At 74.3% G+C, this 23,086-nt stretch carries 24 protein-coding genes and 1 pseudogene; 12 read left to right on the forward strand and 13 right to left on the reverse strand.

Annotated features, from left to right (window positions below; all coding sequences use genetic code 11):
• Window positions 1–436: 436 nt before the first annotated feature.
• The 3 genes from ACZ4MO_RS05595 to ctaC are packed head-to-tail and all read right to left on the reverse strand — an operon-like array spanning window position 437 to window position 3,578.
• The gene (locus ACZ4MO_RS05595; RefSeq protein ID WP_074809483.1) at window positions 437–835 is read right to left on the reverse strand and encodes a cytochrome c oxidase subunit 4; all 399 of its coding nucleotides are present in this window, start codon (window positions 833–835) and stop codon (window positions 437–439) included.
• On the reverse strand, window positions 832–2,658 hold the full coding sequence (gene ctaD, locus ACZ4MO_RS05600) for an aa3-type cytochrome oxidase subunit I (protein WP_175008439.1): 1,827 nt from the start codon (window positions 2,656–2,658) through the stop codon (window positions 832–834). The genes ACZ4MO_RS05595 and ctaD overlap by 4 nt, the downstream gene beginning before the upstream one ends.
• Complete coding sequence (ctaC, locus tag ACZ4MO_RS05605; protein ID WP_074809487.1) at window positions 2,658–3,578, reverse strand: aa3-type cytochrome oxidase subunit II; 921 nt, start codon at window positions 3,576–3,578, stop codon at window positions 2,658–2,660. Before ctaC ends, ctaD begins: the two co-directional genes overlap by 1 nt.
• Before the next feature lie 428 nt (window positions 3,579–4,006).
• Between ctaC and ACZ4MO_RS05610 the strand changes: the two genes are divergently transcribed.
• Window positions 4,007–5,125 (forward strand): cysteine desulfurase family protein, encoded by a 1,119-nt coding sequence (locus ACZ4MO_RS05610; RefSeq protein WP_255437097.1) that lies wholly within the window; start codon window positions 4,007–4,009, stop codon window positions 5,123–5,125.
• A complete protein-coding gene (locus tag ACZ4MO_RS05615; RefSeq protein ID WP_175008437.1) occupies window positions 5,122–5,400 on the forward strand; it encodes a sulfurtransferase TusA family protein in 279 nt (92 codons plus the stop codon). The genes ACZ4MO_RS05610 and ACZ4MO_RS05615 overlap by 4 nt, the downstream gene beginning before the upstream one ends.
• Before the next feature lie 115 nt (window positions 5,401–5,515).
• Here the strand turns inward: ACZ4MO_RS05615 and erpA are convergent, their stop codons facing one another.
• Entirely contained in the window at window positions 5,516–5,866 is a 351-nt protein-coding gene (gene erpA / locus ACZ4MO_RS05620) for an iron-sulfur cluster insertion protein ErpA (RefSeq protein ID WP_043658948.1), read from the reverse strand.
• A 187-nt stretch (window positions 5,867–6,053) separates the two neighbouring features.
• Here erpA and ACZ4MO_RS05625 point away from each other — a divergent pair, with 187 nt between their 5' ends.
• Complete coding sequence (locus ACZ4MO_RS05625) at window positions 6,054–6,482, forward strand: VOC family protein (protein WP_175008436.1); 429 nt, start codon at window positions 6,054–6,056, stop codon at window positions 6,480–6,482.
• 6 nt (window positions 6,483–6,488) lie between these two features.
• On the opposite strand, the gene ACZ4MO_RS05630 is transcribed toward ACZ4MO_RS05625, so the two are convergent.
• Window positions 6,489–7,703 carry a glycerate kinase gene (locus ACZ4MO_RS05630; RefSeq protein ID WP_175008435.1) on the reverse strand — a complete coding sequence of 405 codons (1,215 nt, stop codon included), beginning with the start codon at window positions 7,701–7,703 and terminating at the stop codon, window positions 6,489–6,491.
• A 106-nt stretch (window positions 7,704–7,809) separates the two neighbouring features.
• Here ACZ4MO_RS05630 and nadA point away from each other — a divergent pair, with 106 nt between their 5' ends.
• Both nadA and ACZ4MO_RS05640 read left to right on the forward strand, forming a co-directional pair.
• The gene (gene nadA, locus ACZ4MO_RS05635; protein ID WP_499278638.1) at window positions 7,810–9,048 is read left to right on the forward strand and encodes a quinolinate synthase NadA; all 1,239 of its coding nucleotides are present in this window, start codon (window positions 7,810–7,812) and stop codon (window positions 9,046–9,048) included.
• A 58-nt stretch (window positions 9,049–9,106) separates the two neighbouring features.
• Window positions 9,107–9,706, forward strand: a complete 600-nt coding sequence (locus ACZ4MO_RS05640; protein WP_175008434.1) for a DJ-1/PfpI family protein — start codon at window positions 9,107–9,109, stop codon at window positions 9,704–9,706.
• Window positions 9,707–9,736: 30 nt separating this feature from the next.
• Here the strand turns inward: ACZ4MO_RS05640 and ACZ4MO_RS05645 are convergent, their stop codons facing one another.
• Window positions 9,737–10,108 (reverse strand): DUF3817 domain-containing protein, encoded by a 372-nt coding sequence (locus tag ACZ4MO_RS05645; RefSeq protein WP_255437095.1) that lies wholly within the window; start codon window positions 10,106–10,108, stop codon window positions 9,737–9,739.
• 93 nt (window positions 10,109–10,201) lie between these two features.
• Here ACZ4MO_RS05645 and ACZ4MO_RS05650 point away from each other — a divergent pair, with 93 nt between their 5' ends.
• Window positions 10,202–10,732 (forward strand): thioesterase family protein, encoded by a 531-nt coding sequence (locus ACZ4MO_RS05650; protein ID WP_186810390.1) that lies wholly within the window; start codon window positions 10,202–10,204, stop codon window positions 10,730–10,732.
• Window positions 10,733–10,781: 49 nt separating this feature from the next.
• On the forward strand, window positions 10,782–11,597 hold the full coding sequence (locus tag ACZ4MO_RS05655) for a DUF8817 family protein (RefSeq protein WP_222592368.1): 816 nt from the start codon (window positions 10,782–10,784) through the stop codon (window positions 11,595–11,597).
• 37 nt (window positions 11,598–11,634) lie between these two features.
• On the opposite strand, the gene ACZ4MO_RS05660 is transcribed toward ACZ4MO_RS05655, so the two are convergent.
• Window positions 11,635–13,044, reverse strand: a complete 1,410-nt coding sequence (locus ACZ4MO_RS05660; protein WP_175008432.1) for a M20/M25/M40 family metallo-hydrolase — start codon at window positions 13,042–13,044, stop codon at window positions 11,635–11,637.
• Window positions 13,045–13,118: 74 nt separating this feature from the next.
• On the opposite strand from ACZ4MO_RS05660, the gene ACZ4MO_RS05665 reads away from it, so the two are divergent.
• Together ACZ4MO_RS05665 and ACZ4MO_RS05670 are read left to right on the forward strand one after the other, a co-directional pair.
• On the forward strand, window positions 13,119–13,712 hold the full coding sequence (locus tag ACZ4MO_RS05665) for a DUF3043 domain-containing protein (protein WP_074809513.1): 594 nt from the start codon (window positions 13,119–13,121) through the stop codon (window positions 13,710–13,712).
• Between the two features lie 50 nt (window positions 13,713–13,762).
• Window positions 13,763–14,776 (forward strand): aldo/keto reductase, encoded by a 1,014-nt coding sequence (locus ACZ4MO_RS05670; protein WP_175008431.1) that lies wholly within the window; start codon window positions 13,763–13,765, stop codon window positions 14,774–14,776.
• Between the two features lie 309 nt (window positions 14,777–15,085).
• Here the strand turns inward: ACZ4MO_RS05670 and ACZ4MO_RS05675 are convergent.
• Window positions 15,086–15,604 (reverse strand): annotated as a pseudogene (locus ACZ4MO_RS05675) (YczE/YyaS/YitT family protein); the annotation flags it as partial.
• Window positions 15,605–15,657: 53 nt separating this feature from the next.
• Here ACZ4MO_RS05675 and yczR point away from each other — a divergent pair.
• Window positions 15,658–17,169: a MocR-like transcription factor YczR gene (yczR, locus tag ACZ4MO_RS05680; protein ID WP_175008430.1), complete on the forward strand. Its 1,512-nt coding sequence runs from the start codon at window positions 15,658–15,660 to the stop codon at window positions 17,167–17,169.
• Between the two features lie 40 nt (window positions 17,170–17,209).
• On the opposite strand, the gene ACZ4MO_RS05685 is transcribed toward yczR, so the two are convergent.
• From ACZ4MO_RS05685 to ACZ4MO_RS05700, 4 genes are read right to left on the reverse strand one after another with little or no spacing between them, the layout of a single operon-like run.
• Window positions 17,210–17,419: a hypothetical protein gene (locus ACZ4MO_RS05685; protein ID WP_175008429.1), complete on the reverse strand. Its 210-nt coding sequence runs from the start codon at window positions 17,417–17,419 to the stop codon at window positions 17,210–17,212.
• Window positions 17,416–18,528, reverse strand: coding sequence for a quinone-dependent dihydroorotate dehydrogenase (locus tag ACZ4MO_RS05690; protein ID WP_175008428.1), 1,113 nt, complete (start codon window positions 18,526–18,528; stop codon window positions 17,416–17,418). The genes ACZ4MO_RS05685 and ACZ4MO_RS05690 overlap by 4 nt, the downstream gene beginning before the upstream one ends.
• A complete protein-coding gene (locus ACZ4MO_RS05695; RefSeq protein WP_255437092.1) occupies window positions 18,525–19,064 on the reverse strand; it encodes a hypothetical protein in 540 nt (179 codons plus the stop codon). The genes ACZ4MO_RS05690 and ACZ4MO_RS05695 overlap by 4 nt, the downstream gene beginning before the upstream one ends.
• A gap of 16 nt (window positions 19,065–19,080) precedes the next feature.
• Window positions 19,081–19,437 (reverse strand): hypothetical protein, encoded by a 357-nt coding sequence (locus ACZ4MO_RS05700; protein WP_175008427.1) that lies wholly within the window; start codon window positions 19,435–19,437, stop codon window positions 19,081–19,083.
• Between the two features lie 89 nt (window positions 19,438–19,526).
• On the opposite strand from ACZ4MO_RS05700, the gene ACZ4MO_RS05705 reads away from it, so the two are divergent.
• On the forward strand, window positions 19,527–21,032 hold the full coding sequence (locus ACZ4MO_RS05705; protein ID WP_175008426.1) for a leucyl aminopeptidase: 1,506 nt from the start codon (window positions 19,527–19,529) through the stop codon (window positions 21,030–21,032).
• 84 nt (window positions 21,033–21,116) lie between these two features.
• Here ACZ4MO_RS05705 and ACZ4MO_RS05710 read toward each other — a convergent pair whose 3' ends face one another.
• Window positions 21,117–21,479 (reverse strand): hypothetical protein, encoded by a 363-nt coding sequence (locus ACZ4MO_RS05710; RefSeq protein ID WP_499278639.1) that lies wholly within the window; start codon window positions 21,477–21,479, stop codon window positions 21,117–21,119.
• Window positions 21,480–21,694: 215 nt separating this feature from the next.
• On the opposite strand from ACZ4MO_RS05710, the gene lpdA reads away from it, so the two are divergent.
• On the forward strand, window positions 21,695–23,077 hold the full coding sequence (lpdA, locus tag ACZ4MO_RS05715) for a dihydrolipoyl dehydrogenase (protein ID WP_074809532.1): 1,383 nt from the start codon (window positions 21,695–21,697) through the stop codon (window positions 23,075–23,077).
• Window positions 23,078–23,086: the final 9 nt, after the last annotated feature.

Genomic DNA, 23,086 nt, shown 5'->3' on the forward strand with positions numbered 1-23,086 from the left:
GCCTGGTGGAACCTCGTCAACTGGTCCGACGCCGAGGCCCGCCTCCAGCGCGCCAAGACCCAGACCGCCGGGCTCATCGTCCCCTGACGACCCCCACCGCACGACACCGGTAGGCGAGCACGACCCCGCTCCCCCACCAGAACGAGGTTGGTCCCGCTATCCACCGGATAGCGGGACCAACCTCGTTCTCGGCGGCCGGCCAGGGCCACAAGCCCGTCAGGCCGCGGTCACGAACAGGTGCCGCGCGACGTCGTCGGCCCTCAGGGGTCACCGAGCCCGCCGCCCTGCCGTGAACGCTGCCGCCCTACCGTAGGGCGTCGCGGGGACGCGCCGGCCACCCGTGCGTCCCGTCTCCTGCTCGCGCCGCGGCGACGCCCCGCGAACGTCCGGACGGCCCGACCCCCGCGAGGGGGTCGGGCCGTCCGGACGTCGTACGTCAGTGCGCGTGCTGGCCGCGCGAGAACTCGAAGACCCAGCCGACGAGGGCGACCGCGCTCAGCGCGAACCCGACGTAGACGAGCCACCAGCCGACCGCGAGGCCCAGGAAGACGACCGCCGCCGAGGCCGCGATCGCGAGCGGCCACCAGCTCCACGGCGCGTACACGCCCTGGTCACCGGCACCCTGCTCGATGAGGCCGTCCGGGTCGTCCTCCGGGCGGGCGTCGATCCGCTTCGCGGTGAGCGCCAGGTAGGCGCCGATCATGCCCGAGAGGCCCGCGGTCAGGAGGAGCGCGGCGCTGCCGACTGGCTCCCAGCCGCTCCAGAGCCCGTACACCACGCCGATGAGCGCGAAGAAGGGCGTCAGGAAGATGAACAGCTTGTACTCGACCTTCACTTGCCGGCCTCCTCGTCCGTGTCACCCGTCGTGCGCGGCTCGTCGATGATGACCGTCGACGTCGAGTCGCTGCCTGCCTGCTTGTCGCCGAGGCGGTCGAGCGCGACGCTCTTCTCACCGCGGCGGTCGGCCTCCCCGTAGACCTTCTCCAGGACGTTGGGGTTCGGCTCCGCGTGGTCCATCGCGGCGACCTCGGGGTGGTGCAGGTCGAACGCGGGCGACTCGGAGCGGATGCGCGGCAGCGACGTGAAGTTGTGCCGCGGCGGCGGGCAGGACGTGGCCCACTCGAGCGAGCGGCCGTAGCCCCACGGGTCGTCGACCTGGACCTTGGGCGCGTTGCGCCAGGTCGTGTAGACGTTCCAGAGGAACGGCAGCGTCGACGCCGCGAGGATGAACGCGCCGACCGTCGAGACCTGGTTCTCCCACGTGAAGCCGTCGGAGGGCGCGTAGTCCGCGTAGCGGCGCGGCATGCCCTCGACACCCAGCCAGTGCTGGATGAGGAACGTCATGTGGAAGCCGATGAAGAGCAGCCAGAAGTGGACCTTCCCGAGGCGCTCGTTGAGCATGCGCCCGGTGAACTTGGGCCACCAGAAGTAGAAGCCGGCGAACATCGCGAACACCACGGTGCCGAACACCACGTAGTGGAAGTGCGCCACCACGAAGTAGGAGTCGGACAGGTGGAAGTCGAGCGCCGGGCTGGACAGGATGACGCCCGTCAAACCGCCGAAGAGGAAGGTCACGAGGAACCCGATCGACCACAGCATCGGTGTCTCGAACGTCAGCTTCCCTCGCCAGAGGGTCCCGATCCAGTTGAAGAACTTCACACCGGTCGGCACGGCGATGAGCATCGTCATGAAGGCGAAGAACGGCAGGAGCACCGCACCGGTCACGTACATGTGGTGGGCCCACACGGTGACGGACAGCGCCGCGATCGCGATCGTCGCGTAGACGAGGCCCTTGTAGCCGAAGATCGGCTTGCGGGCGAACACCGGGAAGATCTCGGACACGATGCCGAAGAACGGCAGCGCGATGATGTAGACCTCAGGGTGCCCGAAGAACCAGAACAGGTGCTGCCAGAGGATGGCGCCCCCGTTCTCGGGGTTGAAGATCTGTGCACCGAGGCGCCGGTCGGCGCCGAGCGCGAAGAGCGCGGCGGCCAGGGGCGGGAACGCCATGAGCACGAGGAGGCTCGTGATGAGCGTGTTCCACGTGAAGATCGGCATGCGGAACATCGTCATGCCGGGCGCGCGCATCGTGATGATCGTCGTGATGAAGTTGACCGCACCGAGGATCGTGCCGAAACCGGCGAGCGCGAGCCCGAACACCCAGAGGTCTCCCCCGAGGCCTGGACTGAACGTCGTGTTCGACAACGGCGCGTAGGCGAACCACCCGAACGAGGCGGCGCCCTGCGGCGTGAAGAAGCCGGCCGAGGCGATCAGACCGCCGAAGAGGTAGAGCCAGTACGCGAACATGTTCAGTCGCGGGAACGCGACGTCCGGCGCACCGATCTGCAGCGGCATGATGACGTTCGCGAACCCGGCGAAGAGCGGGGTCGCGAACAGCAGCAGCATGATCGTGCCGTGCATCGTGAAGAGCTGGTTGTACTGCTCCTTGCTCTGCACGATCTGGATGCCGGGCTCGAAGAGCTCCGCACGGATCACGAGGGCCATGAGGCCGCCGATGCAGAAGAAGATGAACGACGTGATCAGGTACATGTACCCGATCGTCTTGTGGTCGGTGGACGTGACCCACTTGATCACGGTCCGCCCGAGGGTCTGACGCCGCGGCGCGAGACCGGGGATGACTTCGGCCTGCGCGACCATCAGTTCTCACCCTCCGTGGTAGCGGTGACAGGGTTCGGGTCCTGGAGACGGCTGAAGCCCTCCACCGGGATCTGGCCCTCCTGGCCCTTCTCGCGGAGCGCCTCCATCTGCGCGTCGAACTCGGCGCGGTCGACGATCTCGACGTTGAACAGCATCCCGGAGTGGTGCTCGCCGCAGAGCTCGGCGCACTTGCCGGCGTAGACGCCCTCGCGCTGCGGGGTGACCACGAACTCGTTCGTGCGGTGCGGGATCATGTCCAGCTTGTAGAGGAACGCGGGGATCCAGAAGGAGTGGATGACGTCGCGCGAGTCCAGGACGAAGCGGATGCTCTCGCCGGCGGGGAGGTAGAGCGTGGGCAGCGCCTCGGCCGTGCCGGGGGCGCCGTCGATCTCCGCGTCCACCGTCATGGTGCCACCGACGTCGGCGAGGTGCTGGCCGGTCTCGTAGACGTCCTCGTCGACGTAGTTGAAGTCCCAGCTCCACTGCTTGCCGATGACCTGGACGGTCATGTCGGACTCGACGTCCTTGTCCACGATCGCGCTCATGTCGCGGTCCGTGTAGAAGAACAGGACGAGGACCATGAGGATCGGCACGGCCGTGTACATGATCTCGAGCGGCAGGTGGTAGCGCGTCTGCACGGGGAGCTGGTGGTCGTCCTTGCGCTTGCGGTACGCGGCGACGCACCACAGCATCAGGCCCCACGTGATCACGCCGACGATGAGGGCCGCGATCCAGGAGCCGGTCCACAGCGACGTGATCCGGGCGGTCTGGTTGGTCACCTCCCCGTCCTCGTAACCGGGCAGGAACCCGCGCTGGACGGTGTCGGTGGCGCAGCCGGACGCCACCGCGGCGACGGCGACGGCGAGGGCCGTCGCCCGCAGGATGGTGCGCCGTGTGCGGCTAGGGGGTTGCGAGTGCAAGGGGGGCCTTTCACGTCACGTCCTGCCCGTGCCCGTCTTTACGAGCCCAGCACAGGACCTTCGTCCTCGACACACGAAGCCTAGCGCGGGATTCCGCCCTTCGTGGCCCGGAACGCGCTGCGGACGGGCGAGATGCGGCACACGTCGTGGCCGGTCAGCGGTGGGTTCGGCACACCCGTCCCGAGTCTGTCAGATCCTTGCCACACCACCGGGCCACCGGGCAGCGCGGTAGCGTGCCGGTGGGACCTTCGGACTCCCGGAGGCACCTCGTCGCGGGGCGCGCGAGCGCAACGATCCGACGCCGTGCGCCCGACCCCGACCGGCGCCCTGCGCTCGCTCGGGCCGCCCCGACCCGGACGTCCCCCCGCGCCGCGACGGCCCGCCCGCGCCCTGGAGGCCATGTGACACACACCACCCCCGATCACCGGGTGCTTCTCGACAACGGGGGCCACGCCCCCTGGCACCCGCTCGCGCGCGAGGCCTTCGACCGCGCGCTCGACGACGGCTGGGCCGACCCCCGTCGGCTCCACGCGGAGGGCAGGCGTGCGGCGGCGCTGCTCGACGGCGCCCGGGAGGCCGTCGCCGGCGCGCTCGGCGCGCGCACGGAGGAGGTCGTCTTCACCGCCAACCACACCGTCTCCCTGCACACGGCCGTCGCCGCGCTCGCCGGCGCGCGTCACCGCGCGGGGCGTCGGGTCGTCGTCGGCGCCGTCGAGCGTGCCGCCGTCCTGCACGCCGCGGAGCACGGTGGTCTGGAGCGGGAGGTCGTCGGGGTGGACGGGTCCGGCCGCGTCGACGCCGCGAGGATGGCGGACGCCGTCGGCCGCCCCGGCGTGGCCCTCGCCGCGCTCCAGGCCGCCAACGGCGAGGTCGGGACCCGCCAGCCGGTCGCGGCCGTGCACGAGGCGGCGCGCCGGGCCGGGGTCCCGCTGCTCGTCGACGCGGGGGCCGCGCTGGGGCACGACGTCGTCCCCGAGACCTGGGACGCGCTCGCCGCCGACCCGGCCGACTGGGGCGGTGGGCCGGGCATCGGGGTCCTCGCCGTGCGCTCCCGCGTCCGGCGCCGCAGCCCGTTCCCGGAGGACGCGGACCCCTGGGCGCCCGGCGGGGTGTCCGTCCCGGCGGCGTTCGCGGCGGCCGTGTCGCTCCAGGCGGTGCTCGCCGACCGCGAGGCGCAGGACGCGCGACGTCGGGCGCTCGTCGACCGCGTACGGGCCCGGGTCGCCCGGATCCCCGACGTCGAGGTGGTCGGCGACCCCGACGACCGGCTCCCGCACGTCGCGACCTTCTCGTTCCTCTACGTGGACGGGGAGGCGCTGCTCACGGACCTGGACCGCCAGGGCGTCGCCGTGGGCTCCGGGTCGGCGTGCACGTCGAGCTCGCTCGAGCCCTCGCACGTGCTCGCGGCGATGGGCGTGCTCACGCACGGCAACGTGCGCGTCGCCCTGGACCGCTCGACGACGGAGGCGGACGTCGAGCGCCTGCTCGCCGCGCTGCCGGACGCCGTCGCGCGCGTGCGCGCGACGCTGGGGGTGCAGGGCCTGTGACCGGCGCTCCCCCGTCTGCCCCCTCGTCCGGCGCGGCCGACGACGTGGTCGACGCGCGCGGGCTGCGTTGCCCGCTCCCTGTGATCCGGCTCGCCGCGGCGGCGCGCGACCTCGCTCCAGGTCGGCGGCTCACGGTGTGGTCGACCGACCCGGCCGCCCGCCTCGACGTCCCCGCGTGGGCGCGGATGCGCGGGCACACGGTCGTGGGCGAGGAGCCGCTCCGCGGGCAGGATGACGCGGAGGCCTGGGCGATCACCGTCGAGCTCGGCGGCTGACCCGGAGCGAGCAGGTCGGGGCAGCACGACCCGTGGACGACGCGAGCCCGGCCACCCGCGGACGGGTGACCGGGCTCGTGCGGTCCGGTGGCGCGCCTACGGCACGCCGGACGGCTCAGCTGAAGGAGCCGCCGCAGGCGCAGGCGCTGCCCGCGTTGGGGTTGTCGATCGTGAAGCCCTGCTTCTCGATCGTGTCGGCGAAGTCGATCGTCGCGCCCTCGAGGTAGGGGACGCTCATCTTGTCGACCACGACCTCGACGCCGTCGTAGTCGCGCAGCGCGTCGCCGTCGAGCACGCGCTCGTCGAAGTAGAGCTGGTAGATCAGGCCGGAGCAGCCGCCGGGCTGCACCGCGACGCGCAGGCGCAGGTCGTCACGACCCTCCTGCTCGAGGAGCGTGCGGACCTTGTCCGCGGCCTCGTCGGTCAGGTTGACGCCGTGCGTGGCAATGTCGGTGGTCTCGCTCATCTCGTCTCCGCGCTGTCGGGGGCAGTGCTGCCCCGGTGGTGGCCGGCTTCTCGGATCTCTCGAGAGAGATCCCGTCAGGTCCTCAACACCACACGTGCCGGTGGTGTTCCCGAGTCTACGACCCCGCGCGGCACGAGGGTCGAACGGACCTCGGCGCACGGGGCGCGAGGGCGACGACGGAGGACCCATGGACCAGGCGGTGCACCTCGTGACGGTCGCGACGCGAGACCTCGACGCGGCCCGGCGCTTCTACGGCGCGCTCGGCTGGGAGCCCCGGCTCGACGTGCCGGGCGAGATCGTGTTCTACCGGTCCGCGGCGGGCCAGCTCCTCGGTCTCTTCGACGCGGCGAGCTTCGCGCGGGACGCCGGGGCGGCCGGCGCGCCGCCCGCGACCACGGGCGTGACCCTGTCGCACAACGTCGGGTCGCGCGACGCCGTCGTCGAGCTGGTGGACGCGATGGTGGCCGCGGGCGGGACCGTCCGCAAGGAGCCGCAGGAGGGAGAGTTCGGGGGCGTCTTCCACGCCCACGTCGCCGACCCGAACGACCTCGTGTGGGAGATCGCGCACAACCCCGCGTGGTCCGTGCGCGCGGACGACGACGTCGACCTCGGCTGACGCGCCTCAGCCGCGCGACCACGTGCGCGCGACGCGCTCCACGAGGTCGCGCGGGTCGCCGTCGCCCCACGCGTACGTGCCGCTGATCCCCGCGGCCGCCTGCTCGCGCCGTCCGGCGACCACCTCGCGCGCCACCACGACGACGGGCAGCGCGTGACGGGCCGCGCGGGACGCGACCTCGTGCACCGTCCCGTCCCCCAGCTCGTGCGCCCCGAGCTCGTCCGCGAGCACGACGACGACGTCCGCGCCCACGAGACGGGCGTCGAGACCCAGGTCGTCGGCCACGACGCGCAGCGCGGGCACGAGCCGCCCGCCCAGCGCCGCGATCGCGTGGGCGAGCCCGCCCCCGCTCCCGGCACCCGGCAGCCCGGCGAGGCGACGGCCCGCCGCCGACGCGGTCAGGAGGTCGCGACCCGCGAACGCCCCGTCCACGGCGAGCGGTGCGTCCCCGTCCGCTCCGGACGCCACGCCGTGCGCGACGGCGCCCAGCGCGCGCTCGAGGTGCTGGGCCACCGCCGGGTCCACGCCCCGAGCCTCGAGCGCCGCACTCGCCCCGTGCAGCCCGAGCAGCGGCACGTCGGACGCGACCGCCGCGACGAGGTCGGTGCCGCCCAGCGCGTCGCGCGCCGTGCGCGCGAGGCCGGTCGGGACGGCGGCCTCGTCGTCACCGACCCGCTCCCCCGCCCCCGCGAGCGCCAGGAGCGCCCCGAGCCCGGCGTCGTGGCTCGTGCTGCCGCCGGTCGCGAGGACCACCCTCCCGGGAGACCCGTCGGGTCCGCGGGCGGCGTCGGACGCGAGCGCCAGCAGGTGCCCGACGGCGGCCGACGACCGGGCGGGCACCTCCGGCCCCGCCCCGGCGGCGAGCGCCTCGTTCGCCCCGGTCGCGGGAACCTGGGACGCGTCGACGTAGACCGTCCGGTGCGTGCCCGTCCCTCGCGCCGCCCGCGTCCGACGGCGGACGGCGACCGGGACGTCCGCCGCGTCGGGGCCGGGCACCACCCCGGCGAGGACCTCGGGCGCGACGAGCGCGAGGGCGTCGAGGAAGGCGGGGCCGGACGCCGCCAGCGCGACCGTCTCGACCTCGGCGAACGGCGACCACCAGCGCGCGACGTCGCCCAGCGTCGGGCCCGCGCCACGGGCGGGCGACGACGAGGTCCGCCCGACCGGCCAGGCGCCGTCGGGCACGGGCGGGACGGCGGACCCGGTCAGCAGCACGCGCATGCCCGGATTGTGCCAGCCCGGGAGCGGTCGGCGCGGTCCGGCGGGCCGCGTCGAGGGGCCGTGGGAGGGCCTCTCCGTCCACGCGGCGCTGTGCGACGATGGTCCCGTGAGCACCGGGAGCACCTTGCTGTCGTCCGTGGGCGGTCCGAGCACCGCACGCCAGGGCGGTTTCGTCGAGCCCAGCCCGTCCGCCCTGCTCCTGCTGGGGCAGGGTCGTGACCTCGCGTCCGAGCGGGGCGTCGAGTGCGTGGGCGACCTGCCCGCGCCGAGCGACCCCGACCTCGTGGAGCGCGCCCGCGTGGCGCGCGCCGCGCTGGGCGAGCGGGCGTTCGTCCTGGGCCACCACTACCAGCGCGACGAGGTCATCGACTTCGCCGACGTGACGGGTGACTCCTTCAAGCTCGCGCGCGAGGCCGCCGCCCGCCCCGAGGCGGAGTTCATCCTCTTCTGCGGCGTGCACTTCATGGCCGAGAGCGCAGACATCCTCACGTCCGACGCGCAGCAGGTCGTGCTGCCGGACCTCGCGGCGGGCTGCTCGATGGCGGACATGGCGGCGATCGACCAGGTCGAGGACGCCTGGGACGTGCTGCAGGAGGTCGGCATCGCCGACTCGACGACCCCCGTGACCTACATGAACTCCTCCGCGGCGATCAAGGCGTTCACGGGCCGCCACGGCGGCACGGTGTGCACGTCGTCGAACGCGGAGGTCGCGCTGCGCTGGGCGTTCGACCAGGTGGGCGGCGTGGACGGCACGGGCAAGGTCCTGTTCCTCCCCGACCAGCACCTGGGTCGCAACACCGCGGTGCTCAAGCTCGCGATGTCGCTCGACGACTGCGTCGTGTTCGACCCGCGCAAGCCGAACGGCGGTCTCACCGACGCCGAGCTGCGCGACGCGCGCATGATCCTGTGGCGCGGGCACTGCTCGGTCCACGGGCGGTTCTCGGCGAAGAACGTCGAGGACGTCCGCGCGGCCGTCCCGGGCGTCAACGTGCTGGTCCACCCGGAGTGCAAGAACGAGGTCGTCACGGCGGCGGACTTCGTCGGGTCGACGGAGTACATCATCAAGATGCTCGACGCCGCCGAGCCGGGCTCGGCGTGGGCGATCGGGACCGAGCTCAACCTCGTGCGCCGCGTCGCGCGGGCCCACCCGGACAAGCAGGTGCACTACCTCGACTCGACGGTGTGCTTCTGCTCGACGATGAACCGCATCGACCTGCCGCACCTGGTGTGGGCGATGGAGTCGCTCGTCGCGGGGCGCGTGGTGAACCGGATCGTCGTGGACGCCGACGACGCGCACTGGGCGCGCGTCGCGCTCGACCAGATGCTCGCCCTGCCGGGCCTCTAGGCGCACGGGCAGGAGCCGTCGGGGCCCGCGGGACGCCGGGCCGCACGCGGAGGTGGCCATGGGTACGGGCAACGGGACGAACGTCGGGATCTTCGTCTTCGACGAGGCCGAGGAGCTCGACGTCGCCGGGCCGTTCGAGGTGCTGTCGGCCTGGGCCGAGCACTCCGTGCTCAAGCCCCAGGTGTCGACGTTCTCGTGGGACGGCGGCGGCGTGCGGCTCGCGAAGGGCCTGCGCCTGCTCCCCGACCGCTCGGCGGACGACGTCGGCCCCCTCCACCTGCTCGTGTACCCGGGTGGCCGCGGGACGCGCCCGCTGCTCGCCGACCGCGCGCACCTCGAGTGGCTGCGCGCGATGCGGGCGCGCACCCCGGTGATCGCGAGCGTCTGCACGGGCTCGCTCGTCCTCGCCGCCGCGGGGCTCCTCGCGGGCAGGCCCGCGACGACGCACTGGGCGCACTACGACGAGCTCGCACGGATCGACCCGAGCGTCGTGGTCGACACGGAGGCGCGCTACGTGGACGACGGCGACGTGGTCACGTCCGCTGGTGTGTCCGCCGGGATCGACATGGCGCTGCACCTCGTCGCTCGCCTGGAGAGCCCCGACGTCGCGCGCGCCGTGCGGCGCGGGATCCAGTACGACCCCGACCCGCCGGTCTGAGCGGTCAGCCGGCCTGAGCGGGCCGAGCGCTCAGCGCCGCGCGTAGCGGCCGGTGCGGTGCGCCCAGACGTCGAAGAGGACGGTGCAGAACGGCGGGACGGTCGCGGCGAGCGCGAGGAAGGTCGTCCAGAGCGACCAGCGGACGCGCACGGCCACGAGCACGGCGAGCGCGACGTACACGAGCACGAGCGCACCGTGGACCGGACCGAAGATCTCCACGCCGCGCTCGGTCGTCCCGGCGACCCACTTGAGGTACATGCCGACGAGCAGGCCGGCCCAGGAGAACGCCTCGGCGATCGCGACCGCGCGGAACGCGCGGACCTGCCACGGGTGCAGGGCGGGCGACCCGGTGTCGGCGGTGGCGGTGGCGGTGGGGCGAGGGGCGGGGCTCGTCGTCGTCACGGCGCGCATCCTCGCACACCGACCTGGAGGGGCGTCCCCCGCCGTCGTCGCCGGATACCCGATACCGCTGGTGCGGGGTAGTAGCCTGCCCCGGTGACCCGCCAGATCCAGCTCCTCGTCGCCAGCACGATGCCGCGCAAGGCCGTGCCGGGCCGCGGCGTCCTCGAGCCGTCCGTCACCCGCATGCGCGTGCGCCCGGGCGACCTCGACTTCTACCTGCACGTCAACAACGGCGTGTACCTGCAGATGATGGACGTCGCACGCAGCAACTTCATCGCCGACCTCGGCGGGTTCCCGCTGCTCAAGGACAAGGGCTGGTACCCCGTCGTCGCGGCGTCGACCATGAAGTACCGCCGCTCGCTGCAGCTCGGGGACCGCTTCGAGATCACGACGCGCGTGCTCGGGTGGGACGAGCGCGTCGTGTACCTCGAGCAGGTGTTCTCCCGCCGCGGGGACCTCTGCGCCCGCGGCCTCGTCGCCGGGCGCTTCCTCGCGCGCGGGTCGGGCGACCGGATCGCCGCGCCCGTCGTCGTCGGGCTCCTGGGCGGCGACGTCGCCGCCCCCGAGCTCCCGGACGACGTCGCGCGGTGGGCCCGGGCGGTCGACGTCGCGCACCGCGGCTGACACCCGGGGCGCCCTGTACCGAGCGCGGGCCGGGTGCTTCGATGGGTCGGTGACCGCCGACCGAGAGCACGACCACCCAGCGGCCGACCCGTTCGACGCGACCATGGTCCCGGCCCTGCCCTGCCAGGACATCGACGAGCTGCGCGACTTCTGGACCGCGCTGGGCTTCGACGTCACCTACCGCCAGCTCCGGCCCAACCCCTACCTCGCGGTGCGACGCGGCGGCGTCGACATCCACTACTTCGGGCTCGACGGGCTCGCGCCGCAGGACAGCTACAGCACGTGCATCGTCGTCGTGGACGACACGGCCCCGGTCTTCGAGGCGTTGGCCGCGGGGCTCCGCGCCCGCTACGGACGGCTGCCGCTCACCGGCTTCCCGCGCATCACCCGTCCGCGGCGGCGCGCGAACGCGGGCGGCACGACCGGTTTCAGCCTCGTCGACCCGGCGGGCAACTGGGTCCGGGTCATGCGACGCTCCCCCGCTGCGGACGCCTCCACGGACACCTCGACGGGCGCCGCGGGCGACTCCTCTGCCGGCGCCTACGCCGCACGCCCCGAGGGACGGCTCGCCCGGGCGCTGGACGACGCCGTCGTGCAGGCCGACTCGCACGGCGACCCCGCCCAGGCCCGCAAGATCCTCGCGGGGGCGCTCCGGCGCGCCAGGGATGACGGCGGCGGAGCCGACCGGGTGCGGGCCCTCGCCTACCTCGCCGAGCTCGCCGCGCGCACGGACGACGCCGCCGCGGCGCGCACGTACCTCGACGGCCTCGACGCGCTCGCAGGCACCCTCGACCCGGAGGTGCGCGACGCCGTCGGTCCCGCGCTCGCCGAGGCGGCCGACGTGCGGGCGGCGCTCCCCGGCTGACCGGGGAACGCCGCCGCGCGGAGCCGGACGTCGCGGGTCAGGCGACCGCGCCGCCGAGCCGCGCGAGCAGGAGCGCCTCGGCGAGCACCACCTTCTCCAGCTCGCCGAGGTGGACGGACTCGTTCGCGCCGTGCGCGCGCGAGTCCGGGTCCTCGACGCCCGTGACCAGGATCGCCGCGTCGGGGAAGACCTCGAGCAGGTCGGCGATGAACGGGATCGACCCGCCGATGCCGATGTCGACCGGGTCGGTGCCCCACGACGTCGCGAACGCCCACCGCGCGGCGCGCATCGCCTCGGAGTCCGCCGGGGCGAGGAACGGCTTGCCCTGCTCCCCGTCGCGCACGGTCACGCGCGCGCCGAACGGCGCGTGCGACTCGAGGTGCGTGCGCAGCGCCGCCATCGCGGCCGCCGGGTCCTGGCCGGGCGCGAGCCGGACCGAGAGCTTCGCGGTCGCGCGTGGCGTGAGGGTGTTCGACGCGTGCGCGACGCTCGGCGCGTCGAGCCCGATGACGGCGATCGCCGGCTTGGTCCACAGCCGGCCGGCGATGCTGCCCTCGCCCGCGAGGACGGTCCCGTCGAGCAGCGACGAGTCGGCGCGGAAGTCGGCCTCCGCGTAGTCCACGGTCGGCTCGTCCGCCGCGGCCAGCCCGGGCACGGCGACGTTGCCGGCGTCGTCGTGCAGGGTCGTGATCAGCCGCGCGAGCAGCGTCACGGCGTCGAGCACGGGCCCGCCGAACATGCCCGAGTGCACCGCGTGGTCGAGCACCGCGACCTCGACCTCGCAGTCCACGAGCCCGCGCAGCGACGTCGTGAGCGCCGGGACGCCGATCTTCCAGTTCGAGGAGTCGGCGACGACGATGACGTCGGCCGCGAGCAGGTCGCGGTGCTGCGTGAGGAACGGCAGGAACGTCGGCGAGCCGATCTCCTCCTCGCCCTCGACGAACACCGTCACCCCGACGGGGAGGTCGCCGATCTCCAGGAGGGCACGCAGGGCGCCGAGGTGGGCCACGACGCCCGCCTTGTCGTCGGCCGCGCCGCGGCCGTAGAGACGGCCGTCGCGCTCGGTGGGCTCGAACGGGTCGGTCTCCCACGTGCCCGCGTCGCCCGGGGGCTGGACGTCGTGGTGCGCGTACAGCAGGACGGTCGGCGCACCGTCGGGCGCCGGGCGGCGCGCGACGACGGCGGGCGCACCCTCGGTGCCGTCCTCGGCCCGGGCGCGCAGCACCTGCACCTCGGGCAGGCCGGCGTCCCGAAGGAGCGCGGCCACGGCGTCGGCGCTGGCGGCGACGTGCGCCTGGTCGAACGCGGCGTTCGAGACGCTCGGCACGCGCACGAGCGACTCCAGGTCGGCGCGCAGCGCGGGGAAGAGCCGGGCGACGGTCTCGCGGAGCGTGGTCGCGAGGGCGGTGCCGGGTGCGGGGGCGGTGGGTTCGGGTGAGTTCGTCACGACCAGCACCGTACGACACCGTGCGGCCCCGGACCCGCGCCCGGGCACCCCGTCGGCTCGACTACCCTGGAGGGGTGTTCTCCCGCAACAAGGCCGCCGCGACCCCCGCCGCCCCCGACCCCGTCGAGGAGGCGGCCGAGATCGAGCGCGCCGGCAAGGGCCGCCCGACGCCCAAGCGCAAGGTCTCCGAGGCCGCGAACAAGCGTCCCCTCGTGCCGAACGACCGCCGCGCCGCCGCGAAGTCCGCGCGGGAGAAGCAGCGCGAGATGCGCGACCGCCAGTACCAGGCCATGCAGACCGGCGACGAGCGCTACCTGCCGCCGCGCGACAAGGGCCCGGTCAAGCGCTACGTGCGCGAGTACGTCGACGCCCGCTGGAACCTCGGTGAGTTCTTCCTTCCCGTCGCCCTCGTCTTCATCGTGTTCTCGTTCCTCACGGCGCAGAACCAGGAGCTCGCGTTCCTCACGGTCATGACGCTGTACGTCATCGTCCTGCTGACCGTCGTCGACGGCTTCATCATGTGGCGCCGCCTGCGCAAGCGCCTCCTCGCGAAGTTCGGCGACATCCCCAAGGGCACGGTCATGTACGCGGTCATGCGGGCGTTCCAGCTCCGCCGCGCGCGCCTGCCCAAGCCGACGCACAAGAAGCACGGCGTCTTCCCCGAGTGACGACGGCGCCCGGCGCCGCGAGCGGCCGGGCCCGCGGCTAGGTTAGGTCCATGCCCACCTACCGCTACCTCGGCAACTCGGGTCTCAAGATCTCCGAGATCACCTACGGCAACTGGCTCACCCACGGCTCCCAGGTCGAGAACGACGTCGCGACGGCGTGCGTGCACGCTGCGCTCGACGCCGGCATCTCGACGTTCGACACCGCGGACGTCTACGCCAACACGAAGGCCGAGCAGGTGCTCGGCGACGCCCTCAAGGGCCAGCGACGCGAGTCGCTGGAGATCTTCACGAAGGTCTACTGGCCGACCGGCCCCGGCGGCCCCAACGACACCGGCCTGTCGCGCAAGCACGTCATGGAGTCGATCAACGGCTCCCTGCAGCGGCTCGGGACCGACTACGTCGACCTCTACCAGGCGCACCGGTACGACACCGAGACGCCGCTCGAGGAGACGATGCAGGCGTTCGCCGACATCGTGCGCCAGGGCAAGGCCCTGTACATCGGCGTCTCCGAGTGGACGGCGGACCAGATCCGCGCGGGCCACGCGCTCGCACAGGACCTCGGGTTCCAGCTCATCTCCTCCCAGCCGCAGTACTCCATGCTCTGGCGCGTCATCGAGGACGAGGTCGTGCCGACGTCGCGCGAGCTCGGGCTCTCGCAGATCGTGTGGTCGCCCATGGCGCAGGGCGTGCTGTCCGGGAAGTACCTCCCCGGCCAGCCGCTGCCCGCGGGGTCGCGCGCGACGGACGACAAGGGTGGCGCGCGGATGATCCAGCGCTTCCTCACCGACGACGTGCTCACCCGCGTGCAGAACCTGCGGCCCGTCGCGGACGAGCTGGGCCTGAGCATGGCGCAGCTCGCGATCGCGTGGGTGCTGCAGAACGACAACGTCGCCGCGGCGCTCGTCGGGGCCTCGCGCCCCGAGCAGGTCGCGGAGAACGTCAAGGCGTCGGGCGTCACGATCCCGGCCGAGCTCATGACCCGCATCGACGAGATCCTCGGGGGCGCCGTCGAGCGCGACCCGGGCAAGACGGCGGAGAACGCCCCGCAGGGCCGCGTCGCCTGACGGACGACACCGCACGCGACGACGGCCCCGGCAGCGCGCCGGGGCCGTCGTCGTCTCCTCACCGGCCGGACGCGGGCATGCCTCCCTCGTCCGGCCGGGGGCCCGCGGTCGCGGGGACGGGCTCCCGCGACGCCGTCGCGACGTCCGACGCCGCCCCGGCGGCCGCGCCCTCGAGACCGTCCGTGCGCGCGGCTCTCCGACGGGCGTGCGCCCGGCCGCCGGGGCGACGAGCCCGCGCGGCGCGAACCACCGCGCCGTGAGCTGCACGATCGGCCCGACGGCGAGCGCGTAGGCGACGGTCGCCCAGCCGAGCGTGCCGCCGAGCGCCCAGCCCAGCGTCACGACGACGACCTCGAGGAGGGTCCGCACGAGCCGCACCGACCAGCCGGTGCGCGCCACCAGGCCGGTCATGAGTCCGTCGCGGGGTCCCGGGCCGAGCCGCACTCCCAGGTAGGCCGCCGTCGCGAGGCCGTTGAGCACGATGCCCCCGACGGCCAGCGCCACGCTCGCGGCGACGCCCGGGTCGGGCACGAGGCGCGTGACGAGCGCGATCGCCGGGTCGATCGTCAGCGTGATGACGACGACGTTCGCCACCGTGCCGATCCCGGGCCGCTGCCGGAGCGGGATCCAGGCGAGCAGGGCCAGCACGCTCAGCGACCCGACGACGACGCCGAACGGGAGCCCCGTGCGGCGGACGACGCCCTGGTGCAGCACGTCCCACGGCATCCCGCCCTGGCCGGCGTGGATCAGCATCGCCATCGACAGCGCGTAGCCGAGCAGGCCGAGGAGAAGCTGGACGGTGCGACGGGCGGGGCTCATGGGTGTCATCCTGAGCGCCAAGTGGCATCGACATCCATAGCCAATCGCGAGAGAGTGGCCTCATGAGCCTCGCTCCGGCCGCGACGGTCGACGTCCACCGCCACCTGTCCCCCGCTGCCGCGGCCCGGCTGCTCGGCCGGTGGCACGCGGGCGGCCCCGCGTACACCGCCCTCGCCGACGCGCTGCGGGCCGCGGTCCTGGCCGGAACCCTCGCGCCGCACACGCGCCTGCCGTCGGAGCGCGACCTCGCGGCGGCCCTCGGTGTCTCGCGCACCACGACCGCTGCCGCCTACGGGCGCCTGCGCGAGCTCGGGTTCGCGCGCTCGCGCACGGGCTCGGGCACCGTCGTCGTGCTCCCCCGGCCGGGCGCGCGTCGGCCCGCCGACCGCGCGGCCGGCGGGGACGCCCCGCCCGGGCCGGCGCCACGCACCGCGCCGATCGACCTCGCCGACCTGTCGCAGGCCACCTCCGCCGCCCCGAGCGGGCTGCACGCCGCCTACTCGCGCGCGCTGGAGCGGCTCCCCGAGTACCTGTCCGGCGGTGGCTACGAGCCGTACGGCCTCGGCGTGCTGCGCGAGGCCCTCGCCGACCACCACACGCGCCGCGGCACGCCCACCACGCCCGACGAGGTGCTCGTCACCACGGGCGCCCAGCACGCCATCACCACGCTCGCCGACACCCTCCTCGGGGCGGGAGACCGCGCCGTCGTGCAGTCGCCCACGTACTACCACGCGATGGAGTCGCTGCGACGGGCGGGCGCGCGGCTGGTGCCCGTCCCCGTGGGCCGGGGCGACCGCGGGGCGCGAGGCGGCCGCGACCACGACGCGCCGGGGTTCGACGTCGACCTGTTCGACTCGACGCTGCGCCAGGTCGCACCGCGCCTCGTCTACCTCGTGCCGGACTTCCACAACCCGACCGCCTACACCCTCACGCCCGAGGAGCGGGCGGGCGTGCGCGACGCCGCGGCGCGGCACCGGGTCACCGTGGTCGGCGACGAGACGCTCACCGACCTCGACCTCGACGGCGACCCGGACGCCACCGGACCCGTCGTGGAGCCGCTCGCGGGCGACGGCACCTCGCCGTACGTCGTCACGGTCGGGTCGGCGTCGAAGTCGTTCTGGGGCGGGCTGCGGGTCGGCTGGGTGCGCGCCCACCCGGACCTCGTCGCACGCCTCGCGCGCACGCGCCAGTCCGCCGACATCGCCACCGCGGTGCTGGAGCAGCTCACCGTCGTCGAGCTGCTCGACGACGCGGCCGCCGTGCTCGCCGAACGCCGTCGGACGCTCCGCGCGCAGCGCGACCTGCTGTGCGGCCTGCTCGCGCGGGCGCTGCCGCAGTGGCGCGTGGACGCGCCCGAGGGCGGGCTCTCGCTGTGGGTGGACCTGGGGGCACCGGTCGCGCAGGCGCTCGCCGCCGCCGCGGCGGCCGAGGGGGTGCTCGTCAACGCCGGTCCGACCTTCACGCCCGACGGCAGCGCGGCCGACCGGCTGCGGCTGACCTTCTCCCGACCGCCCGAGCAGCTGGAGCACGCCGTGGCACGGCTCTCCGCGGCGTGGGCCCGCGTCGCGGGCTGACGGACGCTGCGCGCCTGGGGTCAGGCGGCCGGCGACCCGGTCAGGGGACGCGCAGCTCCACCGTCGCGGTCGCCTGGCTCCCGTCGTGCAGGAGCCGTGCGGCGGCGGCACCCTCCGCGGCGAAGCTCCGCCACGTCTCGCCGAGCCACTGCTCGGCGTCGTACTGCGTGGTGAAGACGGGGCTCACCGGAGCCGCGAGGGCGCGCCCCTCGGCGTCGTCGAGCTCCCAGACCCACTGCGGCCGGATCATCGTGCCTCCTTCGCGTCGGCGCCCCGCACGTGCGCGCCCGGCTCCGGGTACCGCGCGAGCGAGCGGTTGATCCGCGCCGCCCACAACGGGCCCTGGTAGAGGAACCCGGTGTACCCCTGCACGAGGTCCGCGCCCGCGTGCAGGTAGTCGCGCGCGTCGTGCGCGGTGGTGATCCCCCCGACGCCGATGATCGCGCGCTGCGGCCCCAGCCGCTCGCGCAGGCGCGCGACGACGGCCAGGCCGCGCGCGCGGACGGGCGGACCCGAGAGGCCGCCGGGGCCGCGGTCGTGACCGATGGTCGTGTTCACGGCGACGACGCCGTCGAGGTCGAGCTCGTCCACGAGGTCGGCGACGGCGTCGACGTCCTCGTCCGCGAGGTCCGGGGCGATCTTCACGAGCAGCGGCACCCGGTCGACGCCCGCGTCCGCGGTGGCCGCGTCGGCCGCCTCGCGCACCGCCACGAGGATCGGCCGCAGCGACTCGACCTCCTGGAGGTCGCGCAGGCCCGGGGTGTTCGGGGACGACACGTTCACCACGAGGTAGTCCGCGTACGGCGCGAGCAGGCCCGCGCTCGTCGCGTAGTCCGCGGCCGCCTCCTCGGCGGGCGTGACCTTCGTCTTGCCGATGTTCGCCCCCACGAGCACGGCCCGCCCGCCCCGCGTCGAGCGCAGGGCCGCGAGCCGGCGCGCGGCCGCCTCGGCGCCCTCGTTGTTGAACCCCATGCGGTTGCGCACGCCCTGGACGTCGAGCTCGCGCCACAGGCGCGGCCGCTCGTTGCCGGGCTGGGGGTGCGCCGTCACGGTGCCGATCTCGACGAACGCGAAGCCGAGCATCGTCAGCCCGCGCACCGCCCGGGCGTCCTTGTCGAAGCCGCCCGCGAGCCCGAACGGCGCCGGGAAGACCTTGCCGAGCACCTCGACGCTCCCCCGGCCCCCCGCCGCGCGACCCAGGTAGGGCGCGAGCGCACCCTGGACGACGTCGCGCAGGACGGGGACGCGTCCGGCGAGCCCGATGAGGTCGAACGCCACGTGGTGGGCCCGCTCGGGGTCCATCCGGCGGAACACGGTGTCGAAGAGGAGTCCGTAGAGGAGCGGGCGGCGGCGGGTCATGCGGCGTCCTCCGGGGCGTCGGTGACAGGGGTGCGGGTGGTGGGGGGCGGGGTCGCCCCGTCGGGACCGGCGGGCCGGGTGCGCCAGAGCCACCAGAGCCCGACGAACGGCAGCACGAGCGGGACGTAGCCGTAGCCCTGGCCGAAGCCCGACCAGACGGTCGCGCGCGGGAAGGCCTCCGGGTCGGCGAGCGAGAACGCGCCCACGGTCAGGACGCCGACGAGCTCGACGCCCACGGCGAGCCACGCGACGCGGCGCGCGACCCGGCCGCCGCGCGCGAGGGCGATCGTCGCGACGACGTAGACCGCCGCCGCGAGCGCCGACAGCGCGTAGGCGAGCGGCGCCTCGTGCCAGTCGCGCAGGAGCTGGACCCCGGCACGGGCCGTCGCGGCGAGCGCGAAGATCCCGTAGACGGCGACGAGCACCCGGCCGAAGCCCGCGTTGGTGCGGCGCCGTCCCGACGGCGCGGCCGGGCGCCCGCTCCCTGCGGGCGTCGCCGACGGGTCCGACGCGTCGGGGGCGGCGGGTGCGCTCATGGCGAGGACCTCCAGGTCAGGCGTTCCAGATCTGCCACAGACGCCACTCGAGGAACGCGACCGTGAGCGCGGCGACCGCGAGCACGACGGAGCTCCAGCGCGAGCGCTCCGCGAAGGCCCACAGCGCGGCGACGGGCAGGATGACGAGTGCGGTCACGAGGTAGCCCCACAGCAGGACCGGGTCGCTGGGCGCCGTCCCCGTCGCGCCGAGCACGCCGAGCACGACCGCCTGCACGAGGATCAGTCCCTCGATCACCGCGGCACCCCAGAGCTGGCGGAGGATCACCGCGCGGTCGCGTGCGACGAACACGACCGCCCAGCCGGCGAGCACGACGCACGCCGCGACCACGAGGAGCAGGAGGGGGAGGACCACGCCGCCGAGCGTACCGGGGGCGGTGGGCGGCGCGGGAATCGTCCACAGCCCCGGCGGACCCGGCGGGCGGCCGGGGATAGCATCGCGGGGTGGCTGAACTGACCGTCTCCAGCAAGAATCCCGCCGGTGCCAAGGTCGACGCGCTCGTCGTCGGCACCCACACGACGTCCGACGGCGTCGCGATCGTCGGGGGCGACCTGCCCCGCCCGGTGGTCGCCGCCCTCGAGGACCTCGCACCCGCGCTCGGTATCACGGGCGCCGCCGACGAGGTCCGCAAGGTCCCCGCCGGTCCCGACCTCACGGCGGGCGTGCTCGTGCTCGTGGGCCTCGGCGCCCGCCGGGCCGATGGCACGTTCGGCGCCGAGGCGCTGCGCCGTGCGGCGGGGGCCGCGCTGCGCGCGCTCGCCGGCACCACGTCGGTCGCCGTCGCGCTGCCCGTCGAGGACGACGCCCAGCTCGCCGCCGTGGCCGAGGGAGCGCTCCTGGGCACGTACACGTTCGCGCGCTACCGCACGGGCGAGGCCGCGACGTCGGCCGGGAGCCGTTCGCCCGCGACCGTCGAGATCCTCGCGGCGAACGCGCGCAGCGCCGCGGCGAAGGCCGCCGTCGAGCGCGCGACCGTCGTCGCCGCCGCGGTCAACGCGACGCGCGACCTCGTCAACGCGGCGCCCAACGACCTGTACCCGGCCGCGTTCGCCGACGTCGCGAAGCAGGCCGTCAAGGAGTCCGGTGCCAAGGGCCTCAAGGTCACGGTGCTCGACGACAAGGCGCTCGCCGCGGGCGGGTACGGCGGCCTGGTCGGCGTCGGTCAGGGCTCGGCGCGCGGCCCGCGTCTGGTCAAGGTCGCCTACACGCCGTCGCGCCCCGCGGCGAAGGTCGCGCTCGTCGGCAAGGGCATCACGTTCGACTCGGGCGGCATCTCCATCAAGCCCGCGAAGGGCATGGAGGCGATGAAGTCCGACATGGCCGGTGCCGCCGCGGTGCTCCAGACCGTCGTCGCGGCCGCGCGCCTGGGCCTGCCCGTGGCGGTCACCGGCTGGCTGTGCCTCGCGGAGAACATGCCGTCCGGCACCGCGCAGCGCCCGTCCGACGTCATCACGATCCGTGGCGGCAAGACGGTCGAGGTGCTCAACACCGACGCCGAGGGCCGCCTCGTCATGGCCGACGGCCTCGTCGCCGCGGTCGAGGAGAAGCCCGACGTCGTGCTCGACGTCGCGACGCTCACCGGCGCCCAGATGGTCGCGCTCGGCAACCGCGTCTCCGCGGTCATGGGCGCGGACGACGTGCGCGCGGAGGTCGTCGCGGCGGCCGACGCCGCGGGCGAGCAGTTCTGGCCGATGCCGCTGCCCGAGGAGCTGGGCGCGTCGCTGAAGTCGAAGGTCGCGGACCTCGCCAACATCGGCGACCGGTTCGGCGGGATGCTCGTCGCCGGGCTGTTCCTCCAGGAGTTCGTCGGCGAGACGCCGTGGGCCCACCTCGACATCGCCGGCCCGGCGTTCAACGAGGGCTCCGCGCACGGGTACACGCCGGTCGGCGGCACGGGCGTCGCCGTCCGCACGCTGCTCGGCCTGGTCGAGGGCCGCGCCCGCCGCTGACCCCTCCGCCGAGCAGGTGGTCCTGGTGCCTCCGGGCGACCGGACGGACCACGACCGCCTGCTCGGCCCGGCGGCGCCGTCCGGTCAGGAGCTCCGGCGCTGCCGCTGGCGCGAGTTCCAGTCCCGCATGCGCTGCGGGTACCCGGTGAAGCGCACGTTGTAGACCGGGACGCCCAGGGAGCCGGCGACGTCGAACGCCGTGCGCTCGTCCGGGACGCGCCGACGCGTCCACTCCCCGGTCGTCGCGATGAGCAGGAGCGTCGCGCCCGTGTCCGGCGTGGGCGGCTCGACGTACGCCTCGACCCCGACGCGCGTGCGCACGAACTCCTGGAGGTGCGCGAGCGTCGCGCGGCGCGCGTCCGACGGCGCGGCCGTGCCACCCCCCGACGACGAGGTCGTCGCGGGACGGCGGGAGAACAGGCTGGACAGCTTGGGCAGCCGGGGCACAGCGGCAGGGTACAGCGTGACCCTGGTCATACGGTGGGCGCGCTGTCTCCATCGTCACAGCCGCACGGCCCGGGTTTCGATTGGGGAGCCCGTCCCCGAGGTGCCAAGATGGCTCCCGGAGAACGTTCACGCACCGTGGGTCAGCGGTTCCCGTCCGGCCCGCCGTCGTGCCGTGGACGCCCGCTCTCGCTCTCCCCTCGCTGAAGGAGTCGCACGTGGCCGAACCCGGCACACCATTCGACGTCGTCGTCCTGGGCGGAGGCAGCGCCGGCTACGCCACCGCGCTGCGTGCCGCCCAGCTCGGTCTCGACGTCGCGCTCGTCGAGTCGGGCCGGCTCGGCGGCACCTGCCTGCACAACGGGTGCATCCCGACGAAGGCGCTGCTCCACGCGGCCGAGCTCGCCGACGGCGCCCGCGAGGGCGCGAAGTTCGGCGTGCGCAGCACGCTCGAGGGCATCGACATGGCGGGGGTCAACGCGTACAAGGACGGCGTCGTCGCCGGCCTGTACAAGGGCCTGCAGGGACTCGTCTCCTCGCGCGGCATCACGTTCGTCGAGGGCCACGGGCGCCTCGTGTCGCAGGACACCGTCGAGGTCGACGGCACCCGCTACACCGGACGCCACGTCGTGCTCGCCACCGGCTCGTACGCGCGGTCGCTGCCCGGTCTCGAGATCGGGGGCCGGGTCGTCACGTCCGACCAGGCGCTGCGGCTCGACCGCGTCCCGAAGTCGGTCGTCGTGCTCGGCGGCGGTGTCATCGGCGTCGAGTTCGCGAGCGTGTGGAAGTCGTTCGGTGCCGACGTCCAGATCGTCGAGGCGCTGCCCCACCTCGTGCCGAACGAGGACGTGGCGCTGTCGAAGGCGCTCGAGCGCGCGTTCCGCAAGCGAGGCATCGCGTTCTCGCTCGGCGACCGGTTCGCGGGCGTCAAGGAGACCGACTCCGGGGTCACCGTCACGCTCGAGTCCGGCAAGACGTTCGAGGCCGAGCTGCTGCTCGTCGCCGTCGGGCGCGGCCCGCGCACCGCGGACCTCGGGTTCGAGGAGCAGGGCCTCACGCTCGACCGCGGCTTCGTGATCGTGGACGAGCGCCTGCACACGGGCGTCGGCAACATCTGGGCCGCGGGCGACATCGTCCCCGGCCTCCAGCTCGCCCACCGCGGCTTCGCGCAGGGCATCTTCCTCGCGGAGCAGATCGCGGGCCTCGACCCGACGCCGATCGTCGAGTCGTCGATCCCGCGCGTCACGTACTGCGAGCCCGAGGTCGCGTCCGTCGGCGTCACCGAGGCCGACGCGGCGGAGACGTGGGGGGCCGACCAGGTCGAGTCCCTCGAGTACAACCTCGCCGGCAACGGCAAGAGCAAGATCCTCGGGACGAGCGGCTTCGTCAAGCTCGTGCGCCGCAAGGACGGTCCCGTCGTCGGCGTGCACATGATCGGTGCCCGCGTCGGCGAGCTCGTCGGCGAGGGCCAGCTCATCGTGGGCTGGGAGGCGTACCCCGAGGACGTCGCCGCCCTGGTCCACGCCCACCCCACCCAGAACGAGGCACTCGGAGAGGCGCACCTGGCCCTGGCCGGCAAGCCTCTGCACGCCCACAACTGACCCCAACGA

It is taken from the genome of Sphaerisporangium cinnabarinum (genome assembly GCF_055567015.1).

What these genes read in the sequence shown, in the direction of transcription:
- ctaD (WP_175008439.1), bottom strand. Translation starts at nt 2,658, where the DNA reads ATGGTCGCGCAGGCCGAAGTCATCCCCGGTCTCGCGCCGCGGCGTCAG.
- erpA (WP_043658948.1), bottom strand. Translation starts at nt 5,866, where the DNA reads ATGAGCGAGACCACCGACATTGCCACGCACGGCGTCAACCTGACCGAC.
- ACZ4MO_RS05625 (WP_175008436.1), top strand. Translation starts at nt 6,054, where the DNA reads ATGGACCAGGCGGTGCACCTCGTGACGGTCGCGACGCGAGACCTCGAC.
- ACZ4MO_RS05630 (WP_175008435.1), bottom strand. Translation starts at nt 7,703, where the DNA reads ATGCGCGTGCTGCTGACCGGGTCCGCCGTCCCGCCCGTGCCCGACGGC.
- ACZ4MO_RS05640 (WP_175008434.1), top strand. Translation starts at nt 9,107, where the DNA reads ATGGGTACGGGCAACGGGACGAACGTCGGGATCTTCGTCTTCGACGAG.
- ACZ4MO_RS05670 (WP_175008431.1), top strand. Translation starts at nt 13,763, where the DNA reads ATGCCCACCTACCGCTACCTCGGCAACTCGGGTCTCAAGATCTCCGAG.
- yczR (WP_175008430.1), top strand. Translation starts at nt 15,658, where the DNA reads ATGAGCCTCGCTCCGGCCGCGACGGTCGACGTCCACCGCCACCTGTCC.
- ACZ4MO_RS05685 (WP_175008429.1), bottom strand. Translation starts at nt 17,419, where the DNA reads ATGATCCGGCCGCAGTGGGTCTGGGAGCTCGACGACGCCGAGGGGCGC.
- ACZ4MO_RS05690 (WP_175008428.1), bottom strand. Translation starts at nt 18,528, where the DNA reads ATGACCCGCCGCCGCCCGCTCCTCTACGGACTCCTCTTCGACACCGTG.
- ACZ4MO_RS05695 (WP_255437092.1), bottom strand. Translation starts at nt 19,064, where the DNA reads ATGAGCGCACCCGCCGCCCCCGACGCGTCGGACCCGTCGGCGACGCCC.